Origin of the sequence: Luteibacter sp. UNCMF331Sha3.1, from assembly GCF_900109915.1 — a bacterium.
In the GTDB taxonomy this organism is placed as follows: domain Bacteria; phylum Pseudomonadota; class Gammaproteobacteria; order Xanthomonadales; family Rhodanobacteraceae; genus Luteibacter.
The window spans coordinates 49940-72391 of record NZ_FOBU01000004.1; the positions used below are offsets into that span (position 1 = coordinate 49940).

The following is a 22452-nucleotide window of genomic DNA, read 5'->3' on the forward strand; positions in this document are numbered from 1 at the left end:
GGGCCGCGATATCGGATTATTCTGAAAATGCGCTCCGATCTTTCTCAACGGCAGCGGGTCCGTCATCGCGCACTGTGTGAGCGGCACGCTCTAGCCGCGCGGTGTATGCCGTCAGCGCGGCCGCAAGGCGGGGTAGATCGGTCAGCGCGCGAGCCGCGCCACTGCCACGCAGCATCGCTTCCAGCTGTTCCGCCCAGGCGCTTTCGGGCGACGGGCCGAACATCCGCATGCCGCCGAGAATGCGATGTACCCACGCCGCGGCGTCGTCCGGGCAGGTGATCGCCGCCACGGCAGCGAGTTCACGCCTCGTGTCCTCCGCGAAACGCGCCACCATCGCAGGAAGCGACGACAGGTCGCCGTACGTCTCCAGCCAGGTCGTCTCGTCCCAGGGCGGTTCCGCCATCGGCGTCCCGCCGGCGGTGCCCTCGAGCACGTCGGCGAGTCGCGCCAGCCGGACCGGCTTGGTCAGAAAATCGTCGATGCCCGAGGCGAAGCAACGTTCCCGCTCGCCCGGCATCGCGTTGGCCGACATCGCGACGATGCGCAGCGGTACGTCGCGCTGGCGCAAGGCGCGTGCCAGCGCATGGCCGTCCATCGCCGGCATGTGCAGGTCGGTGAGCAGGACGTCGATGGATAGCGACATCGCGAGCGCAAGTGCCTCCTCGCCGTCGCTCGCGAGATGGTATCGATGCCCCAGGCGGTCGAGCTGCACGGCGACGAGCTCGCGGTTCACCGGGTTGTCCTCGGCGACGAGGACGGTCAGAGGCGTCCGCGGCGCTGTGGCGACGACGTGCGCAGGCGGGACGCAGGTATCCGCGACGGCGATGGCATACGGCAACGCAAGCTCGACGCGAACGTGCGTTCCGACGCCAGGCGCGCTCGTCATGACGATGTCGCCACCCATCAGGTGCATCAGGCGCCGGCTGATGGCGAGCCCGAGGCCACTGCCGCCGAAGCGGCGCGTCGTCGACGTTTCGGCCTGGCTGAAGGGCGCGAACAGGCGCGAGATATCGTCCGGCGCCACGCCGATGCCGGTGTCCTCGACGGACATGCGAATGCGCTGCGCCGTGCCCGCGGTGGAGACGACGTCGACACGGATGTCGATGCGACCCGCCGCGGTGAATTTCAGCGCGTTGCCGACGACATTCAACAGCACCTGCCGGAGACGCGCCGCATCGCCATCGAAGTGTGTCGCCAGCGCGGTGTCGATCTCCACCGACAGCGTGAGGCCCTTCGCCCTCGCGCGTTGCGCGAAGAGTGCCGCGACACCGTCCACCACGTCGCGAAGATCGAAGGGCGCGACCTCGACGACGAGCTTGCCCGCTTCGATGCGCGAGAGGTCGAGCACGTCGTCGACGATGCGGAGCAGGCCTTCGGCCGACGTCCCGGCGGTGTCGAGGAGATGGCGCTGGCGTTCGTCGAGCGCGGTCTCGCCCAGTAGTTCGAGCATCCCGATCATGCCGTGCATGGGTGTGCGGATTTCATGGCTCATCGTGGCGAGGAATTGGCTCTTCGCCTCCGTCGCCGACTCCGCCGCACGCTTCGCTTCCGCGAGCCGATCCGCGTCGCGCCGACGGCGTCGCGTTTCGCGGCGCAGGCGCACATGCGCATGGGCGAGAAACGCGAGCATCCCGACCATCAGCAGTCCGGGAGGACCGGCCTTTCGCGCCACTTCGCGCCACGACCCGCCCCAGACGTACTCGGTCCGCAGCCAGGTGTTGCGCGTGCGTTGCGCGCGGCGCTCGGGCACCGTGGCCAGCGCGCGGTCGAGCAGCGGTAGCAGCGGCGCGAGATGACGTCCGACGGCGATCGTCAGCTCCGCGCGCTCGTCGGTCGCCGCGGCGAGTTTCAGTCGCGCGGGGTAGTCGCGACGAATCGCGTATTCCGCCGTCGCGATGTCGCCCACGTACGCATCGGCCAACCCACGATCCACCGCGGCGAGCCCTTCGGCGACCGAACGCACGTTGATGGCGACGGCGGAAGGAAGGCTCTGCACGGCGCGCGCGACGGCGCCGAGGGACAGGTTCGCCGCGATCCGTCTTCCGGCGAGATCGGCAGGTCCGGCGATGGCCGCGGCGTTCGCGCCGGTGACGATCATGATCGGAAACTCGGCGTACGGCGCGGTGAATCCGAAGCGGGCGCCCGTCGCGCCCAGCGCGTCGTTGTGCGGCGAGGCCGACGCGAGCAGGTCGATCTCGCCCGCCGTCGCACGCGCCACGGCATCCGGCCAGTCCGCCGTGCGAACGTCGATGCGGCGGAGACCGAGCGCGTTCAGCGCATCGTCCAGGCAGTCGATCGCGAGTCCCGTCGCGTCACCGTCGCGGTCCGTCATGGTGATCGGTGCCGCAGTGGGGTCGATGCCGACACGCAGCGGCGGCAGCGTCGCGAGCCAGGCGCGTTCGTCGTCCTCCAGATGCAGGTTGCGCCCGTGGGCCGTTGCCTGCTGGTCGTCGCCCGTGTCGCGACGTGGGCCGTTCTCGCGTGCCGCGATGGATCGCGCCGGGCGGACGTCGTCGGCCAACATGCGGGCCGCCTGTCCGGCGTCGGCGACTCCCGCACGAGCGTCGTCGGCGGGCGACGTGGCGTCGCGTGCGGCGACGCCACGTGCCACGGGTTCGGCACACGCGTCGGGATTCCCGACGACGGCCGCAGGCACGAGCAAAAAAATGAGCAACTTTCTCAATGACGTCATGGCGTTCCTTCGACCACGCGAGGGCGATTCCTGTAATCTCCGCGAGGGTAAGACGAGTAACACATCTCACGGAGGGCGGGTGCACCATTCCGCCGGCGAGGAAACGAATGGTTCTGCGCACGATCATTGCCGACGACCACCCTGTCGTCCTGATGGGTACCCGCGCCGCCCTCGAGGCCGCGGGCGACATCGATGTCGTCGGCGAGGCGGCCAACGGCGACCAGCTCGTCGATCTGCTCGCCTCGTTCCCCTGCGACGTGGTAGTGACGGATTTCTCGATGCCCGGCGGTCGTCACGGCGACGGGCTCGCCCTCATCGACCTCGTGCGGCGCCGATACCCGCGGCTTCCGATCGTGGTGCTGACGATGGTGAACAACGCGGCCGTGCTGCAGACCATGCGGTCGCGGGGCGCACTCGGGCTCTGCGACAAGCGGGCGCCCCTGAAAGAGGTGGCGATTGCCGTACGCCTTGCCGCCGCGGGGCGCATGTTCCTCAGCGATACCATCCGTCGCCAGTTCGACGTGGCGGGCGTGCAGAACACGACGGAGGTCGCGCGCCTCTCGGCGCGCGAGATCGAGGTGGTGCGCCTGTACGTCAGCGGCATGTCCATCGGCCAGATCGCCGAGCGCCTCAGCCGCAGCGTCAAGACGGTCAGCCGGCAGAAGCGCGACGCGATGCGCAAGCTGGGCATCGATCACGACAGCCGCCTCTCCGAATACGCCCGCGAGCGCGGTCTCGCCTCCTGACCCTGCCGGAAGTCAGGGCGTGACGAATCACCCGCGCACCGGGCCCCCCACCGGTTTAAACCTTACCCACGTCCGGGGCATCCCATCCCGCGCCAACCGTCCCTGGGGAGAGAAGGACCATGCGCTATCCGTTGCTCGCGTTCACCGTCGCCATCGGCCTCGCCGCCGCGCCGCCGACCCATGCCGGCACCGTCGGCTTCACGACCGATACCTGCCGGAACGATTACTCGACGCCGTTCGACGTGGACGTGACCCCGGCGGGGCTCTCCTTCCATCGCACCACCGGCACACCGAAGGGCGTGTTTCTGAGGGACGGAGCGCTCAGCATCGACGGGAAAAACGTGACGGTGTCGAAGGCGGACGCCGACGCGCTGCGGCGCTACGAGGCCGGTGTCCGCAAGCTGATGCCCGAGGTGGCGTCGATCGCGCGGGAGGCCGTGTCCATGGGTTATTCGGCGATGACGACCGTCACGCTGACGTTTGCCGAGGGCAGCCAGCGCGCGGCGATGCTGGAGAACCTCAAGAAGAAGCAGGCCGATTCGCTGCGCGCCGTCGACGAGGGGGTCGGCGCGGGCCACTGGTCCGGCGACCGCATGACCGAGACGTTCGCGGGCTCGGTATCCGACGGTGTCGGTGAACTCGTGGGCTCGGTGACGTCGAGCGCCGTCACGGCCGCGATGTCGGGCGATTCGTCGAAGGTCGCGGCGCTACAGGCGCGTGCGGAGTCGCTCGACAAGTCGATCGACCGCGAGATGAACAAGCGCTCGAAAGCGCTCGAAGCCCGCGCGGAGACGATCTGCCCGCAGCTGAACGAACTGGCGGACCTTCAGCGTGGGTGGAGCGTGCGCCTGCCCGACGGCAAGCCGCTCGAGCTCATGACGATCAAGCCGAAGGGAAGTCCGGGCGACGATCGTCACGACGTGGCGTCGTTCTGAGCCGTCGCGTCATGCGGCGATCCGGTCGAGCCATGCCATCAGGTTCGTGACCGTGTCGCCGTAGAACGTGCGGTACATTTCCTCCGTCACATAGCCGATGTGCGGCGTGACGAGGACGTTCGGCAGCGTGCGGAAAGGGTGGTCGGGCGGCAGCGGCTCGACGTCGAACACATCGATGGCCGCGCCCGCGAGACGGCCTTCGCGCAGCGCCGCGATCAACGCGGCCTCGTCGACGATCGGCCCGCGCGAGCAGTTGATCAGTCGCGCCGAGGGGCGCATCGCCGCGAGATCGTCCGCGCCGATGAGACCTCGCGTACGCTCGCTCAGCCGCACGTGGATCGTGAGGAAGTCCGAGCCTTCGAGCAGTTCCCGCTTCGAGACGCGCCTGACGCCCAGCCCGTTCGCGGTCTCGTCCGTGAGGTTCTGGCTCCACGCGATCACGTGCATGCCGAACGCCTGGGCGATCCGCGCCACGCGCGAGCCGATCGCACCGAGGCCGAGGATGCCGAGCGTCTTGCCGCGTAGCTCCACGCCAAGGCCGACCTGCCACCCGCCGGCACGCACGGAGGCCACTTCCGCGGCCACGCCGCGCGCGAGTCCGAGCATGGCGGCCCAGGTGAACTCGATCGTGGGCGTCGACGTATAACCCGTATGCACCACGTCGACGCCGTGTGCCGCTGCGGCGTCGAGGTCGATCGACGCGTTGCCGCGTCCCGTCGAGGCGACGAGACGAAGACGGGGCAGCGCGGCGATCAGCGCCGCCGTGACCGGCGTGCGCTCGCGCATGACGCAGATCGCGTCGAAGGGCGCGAGGCGCCGCACCAGCGCGTCGTGATCGTCGAGATGGTCGTGGAACACGGTGACATCGGCGCGCCGTTGCACGGGCGTCCAGTCGGCGCTGTTCAGCGCGACGTGCTGGTAATCGTCGAGCACGGCGATACGAATCGCTGCATCGTTCATCGGGCGGTCGCCTGTCAGAGGGGCTGGATCAGGTCCCAGCCATTGCCGTAGAGATCGTCGAAGACAGCCACGGTGCCGTAGGGCTCGTGACGCGGTGCCTCGCGGAAGCGCACGCCGTGCGCGAGCATGCGCGCGTGGTCGCTGGCGAAATCGTCGGTCTGCAGGAAAAGGAATACGCGACCGCCGCCTTGATTGCCGACGTGTGCGCGCTGTTCGTCGTCGACGGCGCGGGCGAGCAGCAGGCGTGTCGACGTGCCCCGCGGCCCCACCGTCACCCAGCGCTTGCCGTCGCCCTGCGGCGAATCCTCGAAGAGCTCGAACGCGAGCGCGTCGACGAAGAAGCGGATCGCCTCGTCGTAGTCGTGGACGAGGAAGGTGACGGCACCGAGCGAAGCCATGGCGATCTCGAAAGGGATGGGGGAAACCCAAGCATCGCCCCTGACCCGGGCGCTAGCAAGCCGGCATCAGGGACGATGGTGCTCGTCGTCGAGCGCCATGCCGCCGCCCAGGCCGATACCCGCACCGGCGATACCGCCCATGCCACCGCCACCGCCGCCTCCCTTGCCACCGCCGCCCCCTTCGCCCTTGCCGCCACCATCGCCTTTGCCGCGGCCACCACCGGTGACGACGCGCGCGGGACCTTGCTCAGGAATGACGACGCGCGACGGCACGGGCTCGAGGTCCAGCACCTTGCGGATGAAATCGCGCAACGAGATCACGAGCTCGGCGGTATGTGTCGGCCGCCCCTCGGTCAGTTCGGTCGCGGCACGCGCGGCAAGCTCCACCTGTTCTTCAGTCCCGAGCAGGATGATGTCCGAAAGCGCGGCCTCCACGGCATCGCGCACACGCCGCGCGCGCTCGCCGCGGCTCCCCGCGTCGGGCGATCCCGCGGCTTCGTCGGCGGCGGCGCGCTGGAGCAGATCGCGCAGATGCGTCGGATCCACGGTGAGGTCGCCGGTGAACGACCCGCCGAGCGTCTTGTAGGCGGCAATCAGCGTGCGCAAGCGCTCGTTGATCTGCCGGTTTTCGCGCTCCCGCCGCTGCTGCACCGTCTGCATGGCGAGCAACCGGATACCGACACCGATGAGCGTGACCACGGCCAGTCCGATGAACGTGGTGAGCAGGCCCTGCCAGGAACTGAAGTCGAGATTGCGCATGAGACCTCCCTGTCGTCGGGAGCGTGCCCGAGAGGTGGATGGCGAATGTCGGTCGAGATTACGCCAGCCGTGGCGTGAGAGCCGCGTTTTCGGCAAAGGTGTTCCTGGCGGGTGCCCGCTATGACTTCCAGCACATTGGACGGCATACGGCGCCACCGATACTGCCGCCTCGAACCGGCGAAGAATTCGGTATGGACGTGCAGGCATTCCTGGGCAGTTCCGTTTCCTTCGCGTCGCGTTCGCGGCGGATGGCGTGCATCGGAGCGCTGGTCGCGTCGATGTGCCTCGTAGCCACAGCCAATGCGGTCGACGCGCCGCCGCTTGCCGTGCTCGATCATGGACTACGGCCGACCGTGCTGGCGCCGGGTCAGGCGCCGCCGGGCTGGTCGCTCGAAGAGCGCATGCGTTTCCACAAGATTCCAGGCGTCGCGGTGGCGGTGCTCCGGGATGGGAAGGTCGTGCAGGCGGCGGGTTTCGGCGTTCGCGCCGCGGGTGGCGCCGAACGGGTCGATGCGGACACGCTGTTCTCCGTCGGTTCCATCAGCAAGGTGGTGACCGCCGGCACGACGCTGCGGCTCGTGGCGAAGGGCACGCTCGATCTGGATCGCAACGTCGATGCTTACCTGAAGCGCTGGAAGTTGCCCGCGTCGGCCATCGTGCCCGCGCCCGATGTGAATCTGCGGATGCTGATGTCGCATACCTCGGGTCTGGGCGTGCACGGGTTCGCCGATTACCAGCCCGACGACGCGCTGCCGTCGCTCGTGCAGGTACTGGACGGGCAGAAGCCCGCGAAGGGCGAGGCCGTCCGCTTCAGGCAGCCGCCGGGCCGGGTCAGCGACTACTCGGGCGGTGCCGTGACAGTCGAGCAGATGGTGATCGAGGACGCGACGGGCCGCCCGCTGGCCGACGTGGCACAGGACCTCGTGCTTGCACCGTTGGGCATGCGGCGCAGTACCTTTGAAAGCCCGCTGTCGGCCTCGCGCGGGAACATCGCTCGTGCCCACGATGCAAAGGGTTTGCCGACGGCGCTGCCGCGCGGCTGGGAGAGCTTCGCCGAGGCCGGGGCGTCGGGTCTGTGGACGACCGCGAACGACCTGGGTCGCTACGTCGGCGCGCTGATCGGCAGTTATCGGGGCACGCAGCCGTTCCTGCCGCAACCGCTCGCGGTCGCGATGATGACCGAGGTCTCACCCGGGCCCTTCGGCCTCGGACCGCGCCTCGGCGGCGCCGGTGCGGGTCGCTACTTCTTCCACCTGGGCGCGAACGAAAGCTACCTCGCGCTGCTGCAGGGCTACCCGGAAACGGGCGACGGCTTCGTCATCCTGACCAATGGCGCCAACGGGCTCGCGCTGATCGCGGAGATCCGCAACGCGCTCGACGACGCGATCGGCCTCGGCACACGCCCGGCCATTCGCACGGTGAAGCCGCGCGTGCCGCCGGCGCCGGACTTCGCGGGCGAATACCGCCTCGACCCGGCCTTACCGATGGACATCCGTCGCGCGCTGGCCGACAGCTTCGAGCACGACACACTCACGGTCTCGATTCAGGGCGACATGGTGTCGCTCGTACTCCCCGGGCAGGATGCCCCGACGACGTTGCAGGCGCTCGGGCCCGCGCAGTTCGTGCAGTCCGGGATCTACGTATTCCGCTTCGAGTTCCGCCGCGACGCGTCCGGTAAGGTGCGCGGGGTGGCAGTGTCGATGCCGGAGACGGAATCCGTGGCCTGGTATGCGAAAGCGCCCTGACCGGGAGACCGGCTACAATCCCGGGCCCGACCCCGCTGTACCCGTCAGGTCCCCCCCCATGCTCTTGATGATCGACAACTACGACTCGTTCACCTTCAATCTCGTCCAGTACCTGGGCGAGCTGGGGCAGGAGGTGAAGGTGGTTCGCAACGACGCGCTGACCGTCGCCGATATCCGGGCGCTGAAGCCGTCGCGCATCATGATCTCGCCGGGGCCGGGTACGCCCGACGATTCCGGCGTGTCGATCGACATCCTGCGCGAGATGGCCGGCGAGTTGCCGATCTTCGGGGTCTGCCTGGGGCACCAGGCCATCGGCCAGGTGTTCGGCGGCAAGGTGATCCGCGCGCGCGAAATCATGCACGGCAAGACCTCGCCCGTCCGGCACCTGGGCAAGGGCGTGTTCGCCGGTCTGCCGGATCCGTTCGAGGCCACGCGCTACCACTCGCTGGTGGTCGAGAAGGACTCGGTGCCGGATTGCCTCGAAGTCACCGCCTGGACCGAGCGCGACGACGGTTCGATCGACGAGATCATGGGCCTGCGGCACCGTACCCTCGACATCGAGGGTGTGCAGTTCCATCCGGAATCGATCCTGACCCAGCACGGTCACGACCTGCTGCGCAATTTCCTCGGCATGCCGTTGCCGCTCGCCGCGTAAGAAGGATCCACGTTCCATGCCGATGACTCCCTCCGAGGCGCTGCAGCGCACGATCGAGCACCGCGAGATCTTCCACGACGAGATGATCGAGCTGATGCACCAGATCATGCGCGGCGACGTCAGCCCGCTGATGACGGCCGCGATCCTCACCGGCCTGCGCGTGAAGAAGGAGACCGTCGGCGAGATCACCGGCGCCGCGCGCGTGATGCGCGACCTCTCCGCGAAGGTCGACGTCGGCCCGCACCCGCATTTCCTCGACATCGTCGGTACGGGGGGCGACGGCGCGTCGTCCTTCAACATCTCCACCGCGTCGATGTTCGTCGCCGCCGCCGCCGGTGCGCGCGTCGCCAAGCACGGCGGTCGCAGCGTCTCGTCGAAGTCGGGCAGCGCCGACGTGCTCGAGGCCCTCGGGGCCCGCATCGAACTCCTGCCAGCCCAAGTGGCCGTCTGCATGGAAGAGACCGACATCGGTTTCATGTTCGCGCCGAACCATCACCCGGCGATGAAAGTGGTGTCGCCCGTCCGTCGCGAGATGGGTGTCCGCACCATCTTCAACATCCTGGGCCCGCTGACCAATCCCGCCGGCGCGCCGAACATCCTCATGGGCGTCTTCCATCCGGACCTCGTGGGCATCCAGGTGCGTGTGCTGCAGGCGCTGGGCGCGCGCCACGCGCTGGTCGTCTGGGGCCGCGACGGCATGGACGAGATTTCGCTGGGCGCGGCCACGCTGGTCGGCGAACTCCGCGACGGCGTCGTCCGCGAGTACGAGATCGAGCCGGAGGACTTCGGCCTGGCGATGGCCTCAAGCCGGAACCTGCGCGTGGAGAATTCGGCCGAGTCGAAGGCGATGCTGCTGGACGCGATTTCCGGGGTCCCGGGCGTGCCGCACGACATCGTCTGCCTCAACGCCGGCGCGGCGCTGTATGCCGCCGATGTCACGCCCACGATACAGGCCGGCATCGATCTGGCCCGCGCCACCATCGCCAGCGGGGCGGCCCGTGCAAAAATGGAAGCGTTCGTGGCCGCGACGCAGCGGCTCGGTGCCTGATATCGTCGGGGCGTCCCCCATGCCCCCGGCCTTACCCTAGGAAATCCCTCCGATGCCCGACATCCTTCATCGCATCCTCGACCGCAAGCTCGAAGAGATCGCCGAGCGCAGCCGCAGGCTTACGCTGGACGATCTCGCCGCGCGAATCGCCGATCTCGAAGACACCCGGGGTTTCGTGGCTGCCATCGACGCGCGCCTGCACGACGGCAACCCGGCCGTCATCGCCGAGATCAAGAAGGCCAGCCCGAGCAAGGGCCTGATCCGCGCGGACTTCGATCCCGCGACGATCGCGCGCAGCTACGAAGCGGGCGGGGCGACCTGTCTCTCCGTGCTCACCGATGCCGACTTCTTCCAGGGTCACGAAGACTTCGTCAGGCAGGCGCGCGACGCCTGTTCGCTGCCGATCCTGCGCAAGGATTTCATCATCGACGAATACCAGGTGTACGAGGCTCGCGTGATCGGGGCCGACTGCATCCTGCTGATCGTCGCGGCGTTCGGCAACAAGGAGCCCGACGGCGACGTCATCTTCGACGAAAACCGCCTCACCGAACTTTCGCTGCTCGCCGCCGAGCTCGACCTCGACGTGCTCGTCGAAGTGCACAACGAGGAAGAACTCGAGATCGCCCTCGGCATGCCGGCGCCCCTGATCGGCGTGAACAACCGCAACCTGCGCACGTTCGAGACGTCGCTCGGCACGTCGCTGAAACTCAAGGACCGCGTCGGCCCGGAAACCGCCATCGTCGCGGAATCCGGCATCCACACCACCGAGGACGTGCGCCGTCTCCGCGAGGCCGGCATCCACACGTTCCTGGTCGGCGAAGCGTTCATGCGCGCGCCGGATCCCGGAGCGGAGCTGCAGAAGCTCTTCGGCGCACCACCGCAGCACGCGCACCACAAGCATCGGTAAACGTCACATGGATCAGGGCATCGGCACGGCGGGCGTCGACGACACCGCCGCGGACGGGCGACGCGTCGTCCTGTTCGACTTCGACGGCGTCATCGTCCGCCACCAGACACTGGAACTCTTCTTCCGCGAGCGGCTCGCCGGGCTGGGCCGCTGGCGCCTGTTGCTCGCGCTGCCCGTGGTGCCGCTGGTGCCCCTGCTGATCGGCAGCGCGGGCGGCAACCGTTTCCTCGGTCGCCTGTTTCTCCGCGTGGTCACCGTGGGCCGCCGCGAGGCGACCTACCGGCGTCTTGTCACGGCCTTCGGGCGCACGTACGCGCGACGTCCGGGCGTGTTCTGCCGCGACGCGGTGGCGGCATTGCGCCGGCACGTCGACGACGGCGATCGCGTGATCATCGTCACCGGGAACGACGGGCATCTGGTCGGGGCGATCCTCGACGAGGTCAACCTCACCGGGTACGAACTCGCGGCGTCGCGCACGCGCGGCGGTCCGTTCGGCGTGCATTTCGTGCAGCACAACGTCGACGGCATGAAGGTGCGCGCGCTGGAGAAAGCCGGCGTCGCGCGGCCCTGGGCGATCGCGTATGGCGACTCGCTCTCCGACGTGCCGATGCTGAAGGCGGCCGAGGCGGCCCGACTGGTGAATCCGACGCCGAAGACGGCGAAGAAGGCGGGCCGCCTGCTGGGCGATCGCCTCCAAGTGCTGCACTGGTACTAGCGAAACAGGTAGGTGCTCAGCTGGTACAGGCTGATGCCGACGATCAGGCATCCGACCGCCGTCATCACGTAGCGCGGCGGCAGGTGCTTCACGAGCCACGCGGCCAGCGGCGCGGCGATCACGCCGCCCGTCAGCAGGCCGAGCACGATGGGCCAGTGCTGGACACCCAGATGCGCGATCAGCGTCGACGAGATCGCGATGGTGACGACGAATTCGGCGGCGTTCACGGTACCGATGGTGTGTCGCACGGCACCGCCGCGCGCCAGCAGGGTGGATGTCGCGATGGGTCCCCAGCCACCACCGCCGATGGCGTCGAGCAGCCCCGCGAAGAAGCCGACCACGCCTTTGTGCTTCACCCGGTGATGCGACACGACGCGGCCGGCCGCGCGCACCAGCACCACGATGCCGAGGATCAGCAGGTAGACGTAGACGAACGGCTTCAGGGCGTCGCCCGGCACGCTGGCGAGGAACCACGCACCGATGATGCCGCCGATCACGCCCGGGATCGCGAGGCGGCGGAACGTCTTCCAGTCCACGTTGCCGAAAAACGCGTGCGCGCCGCCCGAGACGCCCGTGGTGAACACTTCCGCCGTGTGCACGGTGGCGCTGGCCACCGCGGGCGGCAGCCCCATCGCGAGCAGCACCGAGTTCGAGACCACGCCGTAGGCCATGCCGAGCGCGCCGTCGACCAGCTGCGCGAGCAGGCCCACGCCGGCGAACATGAGGAACTGGGTCCAGTCCATACGTCATCCATCCCAGGGCAGGGGTCCACCATATACGAGGCGCCTGCGTACCCTGCATGAAGGCAGGTTGCGTGCGGCATCGTGCCGCCCTAGCCTGATCGCTCACGCCACCCGGGTTTCTCTGGATCCACGATGTACCTTTCTTCCCTGCGCGAACTGGCGCTCGGCAGTCGCCTGAAGGCCCTGAGCGACCATTTCTATCAGGCCGTCGACGAGGTCTACCGCGCCAGCGGCGCTGGCATCGAGGCGCGCTGGTTCCCCGTGCTGCGCTACCTGCGGGACGTGGGTCCCACCACCGTGACCGACATGGCGGTGGCCATCGGCCAGACCCACTCGGCCGTGAGCCAGCTCGCGGATCGTCTCGTGGAGGCCGGCATGGTTACGCGCCAGCGCGATCCGCACGACGGCCGGCGCAGCGTGCTGGTGCTGACCGCGGCGGGGGAGCGCGCGCTGGGCGAGCTCGGCCCGGTCTGGCTCGCGATCCGGCGGGGCATGGCCGAATCGATGGGCCCTCGCGGCATGGCGCTTCTCGACGCCATCGACGGCTGCGAGCAGGCCCTCGCCGAGCGGCCCCTGGTGGCGGCCATCCTCGACCAGCGTGTCGCCCTGTCCCGCGCCGTCGTGGAGGTGGTGCCCTTTCAGCCGGCGCTACGCGAGCACTTCCGCCGCCTCAACCAGCAGTGGCTGGAGCGCTATTTCCGGGTGGAGGAGGTCGACCGCGCCCTGTTCGCGGATCCCGAGGGGATGATCGTCGCGCCGGGCGGGGCGATCTTCTTCGCGTTGTATGCGGGCGAAGTCGTGGGCACGTGCGCGCTGATCCACGAGGGCGACGGCATCTACGAGCTGTCCAAGATGGGCGTGGACGAGAACTACCGCGGCCTCGGGGCCGGCCGGAAGCTGCTCGACGAGGCGATCGCCTGGTTCCGCCAGCGGGAAGGCCGGGAGCTGTTCCTCGAATCCAACAGCCGCCTCGGCCGCGCGCTGGCGATGTACGAACGAGCCGGCTTCGTCCGCCAGCCCAACGCCCGCCCGGGGTCGCACTACGCGAGAGCGGACGTCTACATGATCTATCGCGGCGCCTGAAACGACTGTGGGAGCGCGCTTGCGCGCGGTGGGGTGCTTGCGGCACGCACCCCACCGCGCGCAAGCGCGCTCCCACGGATATCCGATCAGCGGGTGCCGCGCACCACGATGGTCTTGCCCGACACGTCGATCATCCGCTCTTCCTCGAGCTGCTTGAGCACACGGCCGACCATTTCGCGCGAGCAGCCGACGATCCGGCTGACCTCCTGGCGGGAGATGCGGATCTGCGTCCCGTCCGGATGCGTCATGGCATCGGGCTCCTGGCAGAGGTCGAGCAGGGTGCGGGACACCCGGTTCGTCACATCCATGAACGCCATGCGGCTCACCTGGCGCGACGTGCGCAGCAGGCGGTGGGTCAGCTGGGAGCCGATCGCGAACAGCAGCTTCGGGCATTCGGCCGACAAGGGGCCTTCCAGCAGCTGGAACAGGCGCTCGTAGCTGATTTCGGCCATTTCCACGGCAGTGCGGGTACGGACGAGCGACTCGCGCTGCGCCTGCTCCACGAACAGCCCCATTTCGCCGATGAACTGGCCCCGGTTGATGTAGGCGAGGATCAGCTCACGCCCTTCCTCGTCCTCCGTGCAGACGGCGAGCGAGCCTTCGACGACGTAATAGAGCGTGTTCGCGGGATCGCCCGGACGGATGATCGCCGTCTTCCCCGGATAGCGACGGCGGTGGCAGGCGTCGAGGAATCGGCCCATGGAGGCCGGGTCTGGCGCGAAGCTCGAAGGAGCCTGCGACCGTTCGAAAGCCTGTTGCAACAGATATTTGAGTTGAGCCACAGCTGATTCCGTTGAGTCTCAATGGCATGGCGCCCCCATCAAGCAGGCTGCCGACGGATTTCCGTCAGGCGTCGCCGACCCGCCATGTCCCCGTCGGATTATTGCAGAGTTCGGGGGCGCAAAATCCACACATTTCGCGAGACTGCGACGGGCGTGTTCAAATCCTCGCCATCTTGCCCCATAATTTCACCCCCTCGGCGTCCGGACCCCCATGTCTCACGCCGTACACAAGCGACGGGCAGGATATCCTGAACGATCGCTTTTCATCTTGCGGGGACCCTTGCTGCTAACCCGCGTCTGCTGCTGGCCGTATCCCCCGGCCTCGGAGAGTCGCTGTGGTCAAACCGCTCCCCCGTCTTCGCCTGCAGGGTTTCAACAACCTCACGAAGGCGCTGAGTTTCAACATCTACGATATCTGCTATGCCGTGTCCGAGCAGCAGCGGCAGAACTATATCGAGTACATCGATGAGCAGTACGACGCCGATCGCCTGACCCAGATCCTCACGGACGTGGCGGAGATCATCGGCGCCAACATCCTGAACATCGCGCGCCAGGATTACGATCCGCAGGGCGCGTCGGTCACCATCCTCATCTCCGAGGAGCCGGTGGTCGAGAAGCTCGGCCGCGACACGATCTCGGGCGCCGTCGTGGCGCACATGGACAAGAGCCACATCACGGTCCACACGTACCCGGAAACGCATCCGCACAACGGCATCGCGACGTTCCGCGCCGACATCGACGTCGCCACGTGCGGCGTGATCTCGCCGCTGAAGGCGCTGAACTATCTGATCGACAGCTTCGAGTCGGACATCGTCATCGCCGACTATCGCGTGCGTGGTTTCACGCGCGACGTGAAGGGCAAGAAGCACTTCATGGATCACAAGATCAACTCGGTGCAGGACTACCTGGCGAAGCACATCCGTCAGAAGTACGAGATGTTCGACGTGAACGTGTACCAGGAAAACATCTTCCACACGAAGATGCACATCAAGGACTTCGACCTCGACACGTACCTGTTCGAGGCCCAGGCGGACGATCTCTCGTTCAAGGAGCGCCAGCGCATCGAGTCGCTGCTCCGTCGCGAGATCGAGGAACTCTTCCACGGCCGCAACCTGATGTGACGAAAAACCCCGCGAAAGCGGGGTTTTTTTTGACGCGGCGATGGTTGCCGGCTCCTCGTGGGAGCGACCTTGGTCGCGATGGGGACGTGCCGCAAGCACCCATCGCGGCCGAGGCCGCTCCCACACGAGCAGAGCTCGCCGCCATGGCGGCTCCGACAGAAGCAACACGGCTGAGTCGCTAACGTCCGGCCATGCGCCCCTGGCTCCTCCTCACCCTGCTCATCGCCCTCGCCGCGCTCGTCTGGGCTCGCGGCTGGCGCCCGCCCGATCGCTACAACCCCTGGGCGCCGCTCGATCTGCGTGCCGAACCGGACGCCTTCCTGCGCTTCAAACTCGCACGCCTCGGCGACGACCCGGCGATGTGCCGCGCGGCCATCGGCGAAGCCGGTGCCGTCTTCACCGCCATGCCCGATCGTGACGCGGGGAATGGCTGCGGCTGGAGCGACGCGGTGCGGCTTTCCGCCATCGGGCCCGCGCGATTCGCATCGCCGGTCACGGTAACGTGCCCGCTCGCGGCGTCCCTCGTGCTCTTCCATCGGCATCTGTTGCAGCCGTCGGCCGACGCCACGTATGGCGCACCGGTCCGTACCGTCGACCACGTCGGAAGCTATGCGTGTCGCAACGTCTATCACCGCGAGCAGGCGCCGCTGAGCCGGCACGCGATGGCGGACGCGCTCGACGTCACGGGCTGGCGCCTGGCCGACGGCCGGCGAATCACGGTGGAAAAGGGGTGGTCCGCACCGGGCGATGCCGCCTTCCTGCATGGATTGCAGGAAGGCGGTTGCCGCTATTTCGGTGCCTTCCTCGGCCCCGGCTACAACGCCGCGCACCGCACGCACTTCCACCTGCAGGGGCGTGGGTTCGGCCTCTGCCGCTAGATGCGGTACGCGACCGTCTTCATCACGGCCGACGCGGCATGCATCAGGCGGGGCAGGGGCCAGGGCAGGTCGACGCCGCCCCGCGCCTGCGCGGCGTCGGCATGGCGGATCTCGTCCGCCTGCATCTGGCGCAGGATCGTCCGCGATCGCTCGTCCTGAGAGGGGAGCCGCTCCAGGTGGTCGGCGAGATGGGCCTCCACCTGCCGCTCCGTCTCGACGACGAAGCCCAGGCTGACCGGATCGCCGACGGCCGCCGCGGCCACGCCGATGGCGTAACTGCCGGCGTACCACAAGGGATTGAGCAGGCTGGGACGGCTGTCGAGCTGCTTCAGGCGTTCCGCGCACCACGCCAGGTGGTCGGTCTCTTCCTGGGCCGCGTGCATCAGGTGCTGCCGCGTCTCGTCGGTGCGAGCCAGGGCGGCCTGCCCGACGTAGAGAGCCTGCGCGCAGACTTCGCCGACGTGGTTGATGCGCATCAGGCCGGCCGCGTGGCGGCGCTCGGCATCGCTCAGCGGAGCGTCGTCCACCGCGTCGCCCGGCGAGCGACGGGCGGGCTCCGGCGAGCCGGCGACGGCTTCCATCGCGCGCTCCAGGCCGGCGAGAAGACGGTCCAGGGGGCTCAGGGTGCGGGCGGACATGAAAACTCCAGACGTACGGGGGCGACACACGTTACAATGCCTGCCTTCCGATCCAAGGTGAAGGCGCTGCGGTCGCTTGTCGCGGCGCACGGCCGATACGTCGGGAAGGGTTGTGAACGAACCGTCATCCCGTGCTATGATTGTCGGCCCATAGCTCACCACCAACGTGGGCTTGCGCGATGAGGGAAAAGTCCGCTATTCTCTCGCGCCTTTGCTTTCACCGATTCCGTGTTCCGCCTCCTTGGCGGCAAACCAGGTATTTTCGAAATGAAAACGTTCAGCGCCAAGCCGGAGAGCGTCAAGCGCGATTGGTTCGTGATTGACGCCACGAACAAGACCCTGGGTCGTCTGTCGACCGAGGTCGCGCGCCGTCTCCGCGGCAAGCACAAGCCCGAGTTCACCCCGCACGTCGATACCGGCGATTACATCGTCGTGATCAACGCCGCGAAGGTGGCCGTCACCGGTGCGAAGCTGGACGACAAGAAGTACCACCGCTTCACCGGCTACGTCGGCAACCTGAAGACCACGAGTCTCAAGGACCTGCTGGCTACGTACCCGGAGCGCGTGATCGAGATCGCCGTCAAGGGCATGCTGCCGAAGAACCCGCTGGGTCGCGCCATGTACCGCAAGCTGAAGGTGTACGGCGGCGCCGAGCACCCGCATACCGCACAGCAGCCGCAGGCGCTGGAACTCTAAGGAATCGACATGGCTACCCAGCAGAATTACGGTACCGGCCGTCGCAAGACCTCCGCCGCCCGCGTCTTCATCCGCAAGGGCACCGGTGGCATCGTTGTCAACGGCAAGCCGCTCGACCAGTTCTTCGGTCGTGAGACCTCTCGCATGATCGTGCGTCAGCCGCTCGAGCTGACCGAGAACACCGAGAAGTTCGACATCATGGTGACGGTCGCCGGTGGCGGCATCACGGGTCAGGCCGGCGCAATCCGCCTCGGCATCGCCCGCGCGCTCGTCGAATACGACGAAGCCCTGAAGTCCCCGCTGCGCAAGGCTGGTTTCATGACCCGCGATGCTCGCGAAGTCGAGCGTAAGAAGGTCGGTCTCCACAAGGCACGTCGCGCAACGCAGTTCTCGAAGCGCTAATTTCATAGTAGAATTCGCGCTTCCATTCGATGCATCAAAGGTCAGAGCGCATCGATCCCGGTTCTTGGGAGATCGTCTAACGGTAGGACAACGGACTCTGACTCCGTTTATCTAGGTTCGAATCCTAGTCTCCCAGCCAAACTCAAAGCCCCGCCTCGGCGGGGCTTTGTTTTTTTGCGTTTCCGTGATTTCCGTCGCGCGTATGATGTCAGGTTCCGTCGCATCCACAGGAGCCGAGCGTGCCGACTTTCTACCGCCGTGCCGGACGTGCATGGCGAGGCCTTGCGAGCCACGATTATCTTTCGCCCACGCAGTGGCGCCGTCGCGTGTTGTTCTGGTCGGGCGCGATCGTCGTCGGGCTCTCGGCGGTGCTCTTCGCAAAGGCGGCCGATGGTGCGTTCGATCTCTTCCGGATGATGGCCAGTCACGGCTGGTGGGTGCCGTTCGTCGTGACGCCCGCCATGTTCGCACTGCTCAGCTGGCTCACCCAGGGCGCGCTCCGCGCGACGCGTGGCTCCGGCATTCCGCAGGCGATGGCCGCGCTCAAGGTGGAAGACGCCGGATTCCGCCATCGTCTGCTCTCGCTGAAAGTGGCGGCGGGGAAGATGGCACTCACGCTGGCCGCGCTCGTCGGTGGTGCGTCGGTCGGACGCGAAGGTCCCACGGTGCACGTCGGCGCGGGTCTGCTGTACTCGATCGGCCGTCGGTTCGGCTTCGATGACCCGACCGCCGCCGGTCGCTTCATCCTCGCCGGCTCCGCCGCGGGTCTCGCCGCCGCGTTCAATACGCCGCTGGCCGGCGTGGTATTCGCCATCGAAGAAATGGCCGGTGCGTTCGAGCACCGCATGAGCGGCACGCTGCTCACCGCGGTCATCGTGGCGGGCGTCGTCTCGCTGGGGCTCGTCGGCAACTATGCGTATTTCGGAACCATCGTCGCGGCGCTCCCGCTCGGCAGGGCATGGCTGGCCGTGTTGCTCACCGGCATCGCAGGTGGTGTGGCCGGCGGTATCTTCGCGCGTCTCATCATCCCATCGGCGACGGGACTGCGCGGCGGTCTCGGCCGATTGCGCGCCCGCTCGCCCGTGACCTTCGCGGCCGTTTGCGGTCTCGCCCTGGTGCTGCTGAGTCTGCTGAGCGCGGACGGCCTCTATGGCACCGGTTACGCGCAGGCACGCGACATCCTGGATGGCCACCCGACGACGGGGCCACTGTTCGGCGGACTGAAATTCCTTGGCAATCTCGCATCGTCGCTGGCTGGCATTCCCGGCGGCATCTTTTCTCCCGCGCTCGCCGTCGGTGCGGGCCTCGGCGAAAACATCGCGCAGCTCTTCCCGGGCTCGGATCTTTCGGCCGTCGTGCTGCTGGGCATGGCGGCGTACCTTTCCGGCGTGACGCAGGCCCCGCTGACCGCAGTCGTCATCTCGCTCGAGCTGACCGCCAATCACCAGATGGCGGTACCGTTGATGGCGGCCTGCCTGCTCGCACGCGCGGTGTCGGCGCTCTTCTGTCCGGTCCCCGTGTACAAGGCGCTGGCGCAGAACCTCGTCGACGCCCACGAGGCGGAGAAGAACCGGGAAGCGGAGACGACATGACGCCCATCGATACATCCGCGCCGTGGGTCCGTCCGGCGACCATCGACGATCTCGACGCGCTCTCGGACCTGTTCAACCAGTACCGCATGTTCTACGACCAGGCGGACGATCGACGCCTGGCGCGCGACTTCCTCGCCGAACGCATGACCCGCGACGAATCCGTCGTCTTCGTCGTGCCCGTCGCCGACGGTCTCGCTGGTTTCGCGCAGCTTTATCCCACGTTCTCGTCGGTGTCCGGAAAGCGCGCGTGGATCCTCAACGACCTGTTCGTTTCGCCGCACCATCGTCGCCAGGGCGTCGCGGGTGCCTTGCTCGCACGATGCCTGGCGCACGCGCGCGACAGCGGCTCCGCATGGCTGACCCTGTCCACCGCGGTGGACAACGATGCCGCCCAGGCGCTGTATCGCCGCTTCGGTTTCGAGCAGGAACGAAAGTACCTGACGTTCAGTCACGCGCTGTCCTGATCGGACGATCCCGAAGGATCAGCATTCGCCCGATAGGAGCTCCATGCCGCGAGGCCTAGATTGGTGTCGCCCACCATCCGAAGGAACGGCACATGGATAAGCGGCTCAAGCAGCCCGGGATCTACGATCTCGTGAAGGACTTTTATGACGATGCTCGCTCGTGCCGTGCGGTGACAGGCACAACGGTTGCGTGTACGTCGTTCCGACGGCTATCAAGGCGCTCGGATATCCCGACGGTACCGAGGTACTGATGTACTCGCACAGGGACCAGGGGATGGCCGGCGCCGGTGATTCCAGCAAGCGGGTGCTCGAGTGCAAGGTCGGCGACGGCAGGGACGCGCTGACTGCGGCGTTCGGTGGCGTGGACGACTGGAGCTGGGTGCCATGGAACGACCGGTACTGACGGCAAGGTGCCTATCTCGTCGGCAACATCGCGACGCGACCACGGATTTCACATCATCGACAAGGAGAAGTCGTCATGACACAACACACCGCCATTGCATGGATCAAGGGTTCGACGGACGGCGAGCGCGAAGCCAGGAATCTGGCGAAGCTCTATCCCAAGAACGCGAAGCTCGTCGGCGACACGTCCGCCCTGACGGAGGATCACTTCAGAGCGTACGCGAGCGTGATCGTCGTCGGCCATCGAAGCGAGCTCAAGAGCCAGAAGATCGTCGATAGCGTACTGAATCCCCGGGCAGCCAGGTCGAAGTGCTGGATCGTCCTGGCATGCTGTGAAACCGCCAAGGCGGAGGGGACCAAGGGGACGCTCGAGGACCGCGAGCTCTGGGACCCGGCCGATAAGCTGGCTCACGATCTCAAGCTGAGGGTCTCGGGGACGACCAGAGACCTGACGTTCGACGAGGTCGGGAAAGGGTACGCGTTCGCACTTGCTCTCGGTGAATGGCTGATCCGGTCGAATCCCTCCGATCGCCCCGGTCTGTGGAAGGACATCGATCCAGGCGACGACGTCGACTTCATCACCAGGGGGCTGCAGAACCTCTGAACGCTAACCCCGGAGGCTCGTACGGCACAGCGCGACGAATGCGGAGAAGCCTATCAACACCGTGGCAAGCAGCCGCCGCCTCGGCAATGCGTCGATGCGGCGGCTGCTTCGCAGCGCGATCCGGTAGATGCTCGACACCGCCGTCCGCCTGGTCGATCGTGGCTGCGGCCCGCCGCTTCTCACCTTCGCGATCACCCGATATCCCCGCTTCCTTATCGTCGCGATGTACCGCGGCCTCTTCGCATCGTCGCCAAGCGCCTTGCGGATCAGCGCGATCGTCTTGTGCACCGGGTTGTCGCCGTAGAAGGTCCCGCGCCAGCAGTCGGTCAACAGTTGCTCCTTGTCGACGACCGCGCCCGCGGTACCTGCCAGGTAGGTCAGCACGTCGATGAGTTTCGGTTCGAGCACCTTGCGTTCGCCGGATCGTTCGACCGTCCTCAGCGAAGGCCGGACGGTCCAGTCGCCGATCGTAAACACTGCGGGAACATCGTTGCGTCCCATAGGGTTCCATCCCTGCGCCGCGCAACCGCGGCGATAGCAGCCGGTCCGTGCCTGGGCGGAAATCGTCGACCGTAAGGTTTTCGGAAGGACGCCGCGGCACACGAGGCGCGAGGGTTCGGACACCTTCCATCACGGACGACTTCCATGCATGGCCAACCATTCGATGTCAGCCGGGCTTGCCGGATTGTGTCACACGTTTTCGGCTGCCCGCAGCGCACGCCGCTGGTACGCGTGTGTCCTATCACGTGCGGGATACAGTCATGACGGCCACGACGGTCGTACTCGCCGACACCCATGGCCTGTTCCGCGATGGCCTGCGGGCCATGCTTTCGGCCGATGGCGCCTACGACGTGGTTGGCGGGAGCGACGACGGGCGGGCAACGGTGCAACTCGCGCTGCGTCATCGACCGGCGCTGGTGCTTCTCGATACGTTTCTCCGTGGGCTCGACGGGATCGAGGCGACACGCCGGATCGCCTCGCGTTTGCCGGAAACGCATCTCGTCGTCGTCACGGCACGGCATGAGTCGCGCAAACACGACGAGGTCTTCGCGGCAGGCGCGCTTGGCTATGTGCTGAAGCAGAGCGGCTTCGACGTGTTGCGAAAGGGCATGCTCGCCGTGCTGCACGGCCGTCGCTTCGTCGACCCTCTCGTCGATGGCCTGTCGTCCGCGAATGGCGGGCGCTGTCAGGTGCTCAGCGGTCGCGAACGCGAGGTCGCCCAGCTCTTCGCCGAGGGGTATTCGACGCGACAGATCGCAGAGCGTCTTTGCATCAGCATGAAGACGGTCGGCACGCACCGCGAGCACATCGTACGGAAGCTCGGCGTCCGCAACGTGGCAGGCATGACGCGCTACGCGGTGCGCGAAGGTCTGGTGTCGTCCGACGAATGACTGCGCGGGCGAAGAATCAGCATTCGCCCGATGTTTGCCGGCGCACCGTGCGCGGATAGTGGCTCCACGCCGACGCACGACGCGTCGTACAGGGAG

The 22452-nt window shown here is 67.3% G+C and carries 24 protein-coding genes, 1 tRNA gene and 1 pseudogene; 18 read left to right on the forward strand and 8 right to left on the reverse strand.

Annotation, left to right across the window (positions count from 1 at the left end; genetic code table 11):
• Positions 1–16 precede the first annotated feature (16 nt).
• Positions 17–2692 carry an ATP-binding protein gene (locus BMX32_RS16900; RefSeq protein ID WP_089980982.1) on the reverse strand — a complete coding sequence of 892 codons (2676 nt, stop codon included), beginning with the start codon at positions 2690–2692 and terminating at the stop codon, positions 17–19.
• Between the two features lie 107 nt (positions 2693–2799).
• Here BMX32_RS16900 and BMX32_RS16905 point away from each other — a divergent pair, with 107 nt between their 5' ends.
• Positions 2800–3438 carry a response regulator gene (locus BMX32_RS16905; protein WP_244511589.1) on the forward strand — a complete coding sequence of 213 codons (639 nt, stop codon included), beginning with the start codon at positions 2800–2802 and terminating at the stop codon, positions 3436–3438.
• Positions 3439–3557: 119 nt separating this feature from the next.
• Positions 3558–4373, forward strand: coding sequence for a DUF2884 family protein (locus BMX32_RS16910; RefSeq protein ID WP_089980985.1), 816 nt, complete (start codon positions 3558–3560; stop codon positions 4371–4373).
• Between the two features lie 9 nt (positions 4374–4382).
• Here BMX32_RS16910 and BMX32_RS16915 read toward each other — a convergent pair whose 3' ends face one another.
• The 3 genes from BMX32_RS16915 to BMX32_RS16925 all read right to left on the reverse strand — a co-directional run bounded on the left by BMX32_RS16915 (position 4383) and on the right by BMX32_RS16925 (position 6490).
• On the reverse strand, positions 4383–5333 hold the full coding sequence (locus BMX32_RS16915; protein ID WP_089980988.1) for a D-2-hydroxyacid dehydrogenase family protein: 951 nt from the start codon (positions 5331–5333) through the stop codon (positions 4383–4385).
• Between the two features lie 14 nt (positions 5334–5347).
• Positions 5348–5731: a VOC family protein gene (locus BMX32_RS16920; protein ID WP_089980991.1), complete on the reverse strand. Its 384-nt coding sequence runs from the start codon at positions 5729–5731 to the stop codon at positions 5348–5350.
• A 66-nt stretch (positions 5732–5797) separates the two neighbouring features.
• Positions 5798–6490 carry a hypothetical protein gene (locus BMX32_RS16925; RefSeq protein WP_089980994.1) on the reverse strand — a complete coding sequence of 231 codons (693 nt, stop codon included), beginning with the start codon at positions 6488–6490 and terminating at the stop codon, positions 5798–5800.
• Positions 6491–6681: 191 nt separating this feature from the next.
• On the opposite strand from BMX32_RS16925, the gene BMX32_RS16930 reads away from it, so the two are divergent.
• From BMX32_RS16930 to BMX32_RS16950, 5 genes are read left to right on the forward strand one after another with little or no spacing between them, the layout of a single operon-like run.
• Positions 6682–8235, forward strand: coding sequence for a serine hydrolase domain-containing protein (locus BMX32_RS16930; RefSeq protein WP_211664250.1), 1554 nt, complete (start codon positions 6682–6684; stop codon positions 8233–8235).
• A 58-nt stretch (positions 8236–8293) separates the two neighbouring features.
• Positions 8294–8890, forward strand: coding sequence for an anthranilate synthase component II (locus BMX32_RS16935; RefSeq protein ID WP_089980996.1), 597 nt, complete (start codon positions 8294–8296; stop codon positions 8888–8890).
• Positions 8891–8906: 16 nt separating this feature from the next.
• A complete protein-coding gene (trpD, locus tag BMX32_RS16940; protein ID WP_089980998.1) occupies positions 8907–9938 on the forward strand; it encodes an anthranilate phosphoribosyltransferase in 1032 nt (343 codons plus the stop codon).
• 52 nt (positions 9939–9990) lie between these two features.
• On the forward strand, positions 9991–10845 hold the full coding sequence (gene trpC / locus BMX32_RS16945; protein WP_089981001.1) for an indole-3-glycerol phosphate synthase TrpC: 855 nt from the start codon (positions 9991–9993) through the stop codon (positions 10843–10845).
• 7 nt (positions 10846–10852) lie between these two features.
• Positions 10853–11560, forward strand: coding sequence for a haloacid dehalogenase-like hydrolase (locus BMX32_RS16950; protein WP_089981003.1), 708 nt, complete (start codon positions 10853–10855; stop codon positions 11558–11560).
• On the opposite strand, the gene BMX32_RS16955 is transcribed toward BMX32_RS16950, so the two are convergent.
• Complete coding sequence (locus tag BMX32_RS16955) at positions 11557–12303, reverse strand: sulfite exporter TauE/SafE family protein (RefSeq protein WP_089981005.1); 747 nt, start codon at positions 12301–12303, stop codon at positions 11557–11559. The genes BMX32_RS16950 and BMX32_RS16955 overlap by 4 nt on opposite strands.
• 132 nt (positions 12304–12435) lie before the next feature.
• Here BMX32_RS16955 and BMX32_RS16960 point away from each other — a divergent pair, with 132 nt between their 5' ends.
• The gene (locus tag BMX32_RS16960; RefSeq protein ID WP_089981007.1) at positions 12436–13386 is read left to right on the forward strand and encodes a bifunctional helix-turn-helix transcriptional regulator/GNAT family N-acetyltransferase; all 951 of its coding nucleotides are present in this window, start codon (positions 12436–12438) and stop codon (positions 13384–13386) included.
• 86 nt (positions 13387–13472) lie between these two features.
• Here BMX32_RS16960 and crp read toward each other — a convergent pair whose 3' ends face one another.
• Positions 13473–14087: a cAMP-activated global transcriptional regulator CRP gene (crp, locus tag BMX32_RS16965; protein WP_244511590.1), complete on the reverse strand. Its 615-nt coding sequence runs from the start codon at positions 14085–14087 to the stop codon at positions 13473–13475.
• A gap of 416 nt (positions 14088–14503) precedes the next feature.
• Between crp and speD the strand changes: the two genes are divergently transcribed.
• Both speD and BMX32_RS16975 read left to right on the forward strand, forming a co-directional pair.
• Complete coding sequence (gene speD, locus BMX32_RS16970) at positions 14504–15289, forward strand: adenosylmethionine decarboxylase (RefSeq protein WP_089981013.1); 786 nt, start codon at positions 14504–14506, stop codon at positions 15287–15289.
• Between the two features lie 191 nt (positions 15290–15480).
• Positions 15481–16167: an extensin-like domain-containing protein gene (locus BMX32_RS16975; RefSeq protein ID WP_089981015.1), complete on the forward strand. Its 687-nt coding sequence runs from the start codon at positions 15481–15483 to the stop codon at positions 16165–16167.
• Here the strand turns inward: BMX32_RS16975 and coq7 are convergent.
• A complete protein-coding gene (coq7, locus tag BMX32_RS16980) occupies positions 16164–16805 on the reverse strand; it encodes a 2-polyprenyl-3-methyl-6-methoxy-1,4-benzoquinone monooxygenase (protein WP_089981017.1) in 642 nt (213 codons plus the stop codon). The genes BMX32_RS16975 and coq7 overlap by 4 nt on opposite strands.
• A 267-nt stretch (positions 16806–17072) precedes the next feature.
• Here coq7 and rplM point away from each other — a divergent pair, with 267 nt between their 5' ends.
• From rplM to BMX32_RS17010, 7 genes are all read left to right on the forward strand, one after another.
• Complete coding sequence (gene rplM / locus BMX32_RS16985) at positions 17073–17501, forward strand: 50S ribosomal protein L13 (protein ID WP_089981019.1); 429 nt, start codon at positions 17073–17075, stop codon at positions 17499–17501.
• Between the two features lie 9 nt (positions 17502–17510).
• Positions 17511–17903, forward strand: coding sequence for a 30S ribosomal protein S9 (gene rpsI, locus BMX32_RS16990; protein WP_089981021.1), 393 nt, complete (start codon positions 17511–17513; stop codon positions 17901–17903).
• A 65-nt stretch (positions 17904–17968) separates the two neighbouring features.
• A tRNA-Gln gene (locus BMX32_RS16995) sits at positions 17969–18042 on the forward strand.
• Positions 18043–18229: 187 nt separating this feature from the next.
• Positions 18230–19495, forward strand: a complete 1266-nt coding sequence (locus BMX32_RS17000) for a chloride channel protein (RefSeq protein ID WP_244511600.1) — start codon at positions 18230–18232, stop codon at positions 19493–19495.
• A complete protein-coding gene (locus tag BMX32_RS17005; RefSeq protein WP_089981026.1) occupies positions 19492–19959 on the forward strand; it encodes a GNAT family N-acetyltransferase in 468 nt (155 codons plus the stop codon). Before BMX32_RS17000 ends, BMX32_RS17005 begins: the two co-directional genes overlap by 4 nt.
• 190 nt (positions 19960–20149) lie before the next feature.
• On the forward strand, positions 20150–20362 hold the full coding sequence (locus BMX32_RS18560; RefSeq protein WP_139206776.1) for a hypothetical protein: 213 nt from the start codon (positions 20150–20152) through the stop codon (positions 20360–20362).
• 75 nt (positions 20363–20437) lie between these two features.
• Positions 20438–20965 carry a hypothetical protein gene (locus BMX32_RS17010; protein WP_089981028.1) on the forward strand — a complete coding sequence of 176 codons (528 nt, stop codon included), beginning with the start codon at positions 20438–20440 and terminating at the stop codon, positions 20963–20965.
• A 180-nt stretch (positions 20966–21145) separates the two neighbouring features.
• On the opposite strand, the pseudogene BMX32_RS18980 reads toward BMX32_RS17010, so the two are convergent.
• Positions 21146–21406 (reverse strand): annotated as a pseudogene (locus BMX32_RS18980) (winged helix-turn-helix domain-containing protein); the annotation flags it as partial.
• 320 nt (positions 21407–21726) lie between these two features.
• Between BMX32_RS18980 and BMX32_RS17020 the strand changes: the two are divergent.
• Positions 21727–22356 carry a LuxR C-terminal-related transcriptional regulator gene (locus BMX32_RS17020; RefSeq protein WP_089981033.1) on the forward strand — a complete coding sequence of 210 codons (630 nt, stop codon included), beginning with the start codon at positions 21727–21729 and terminating at the stop codon, positions 22354–22356.
• Positions 22357–22452 lie beyond the last annotated feature (96 nt).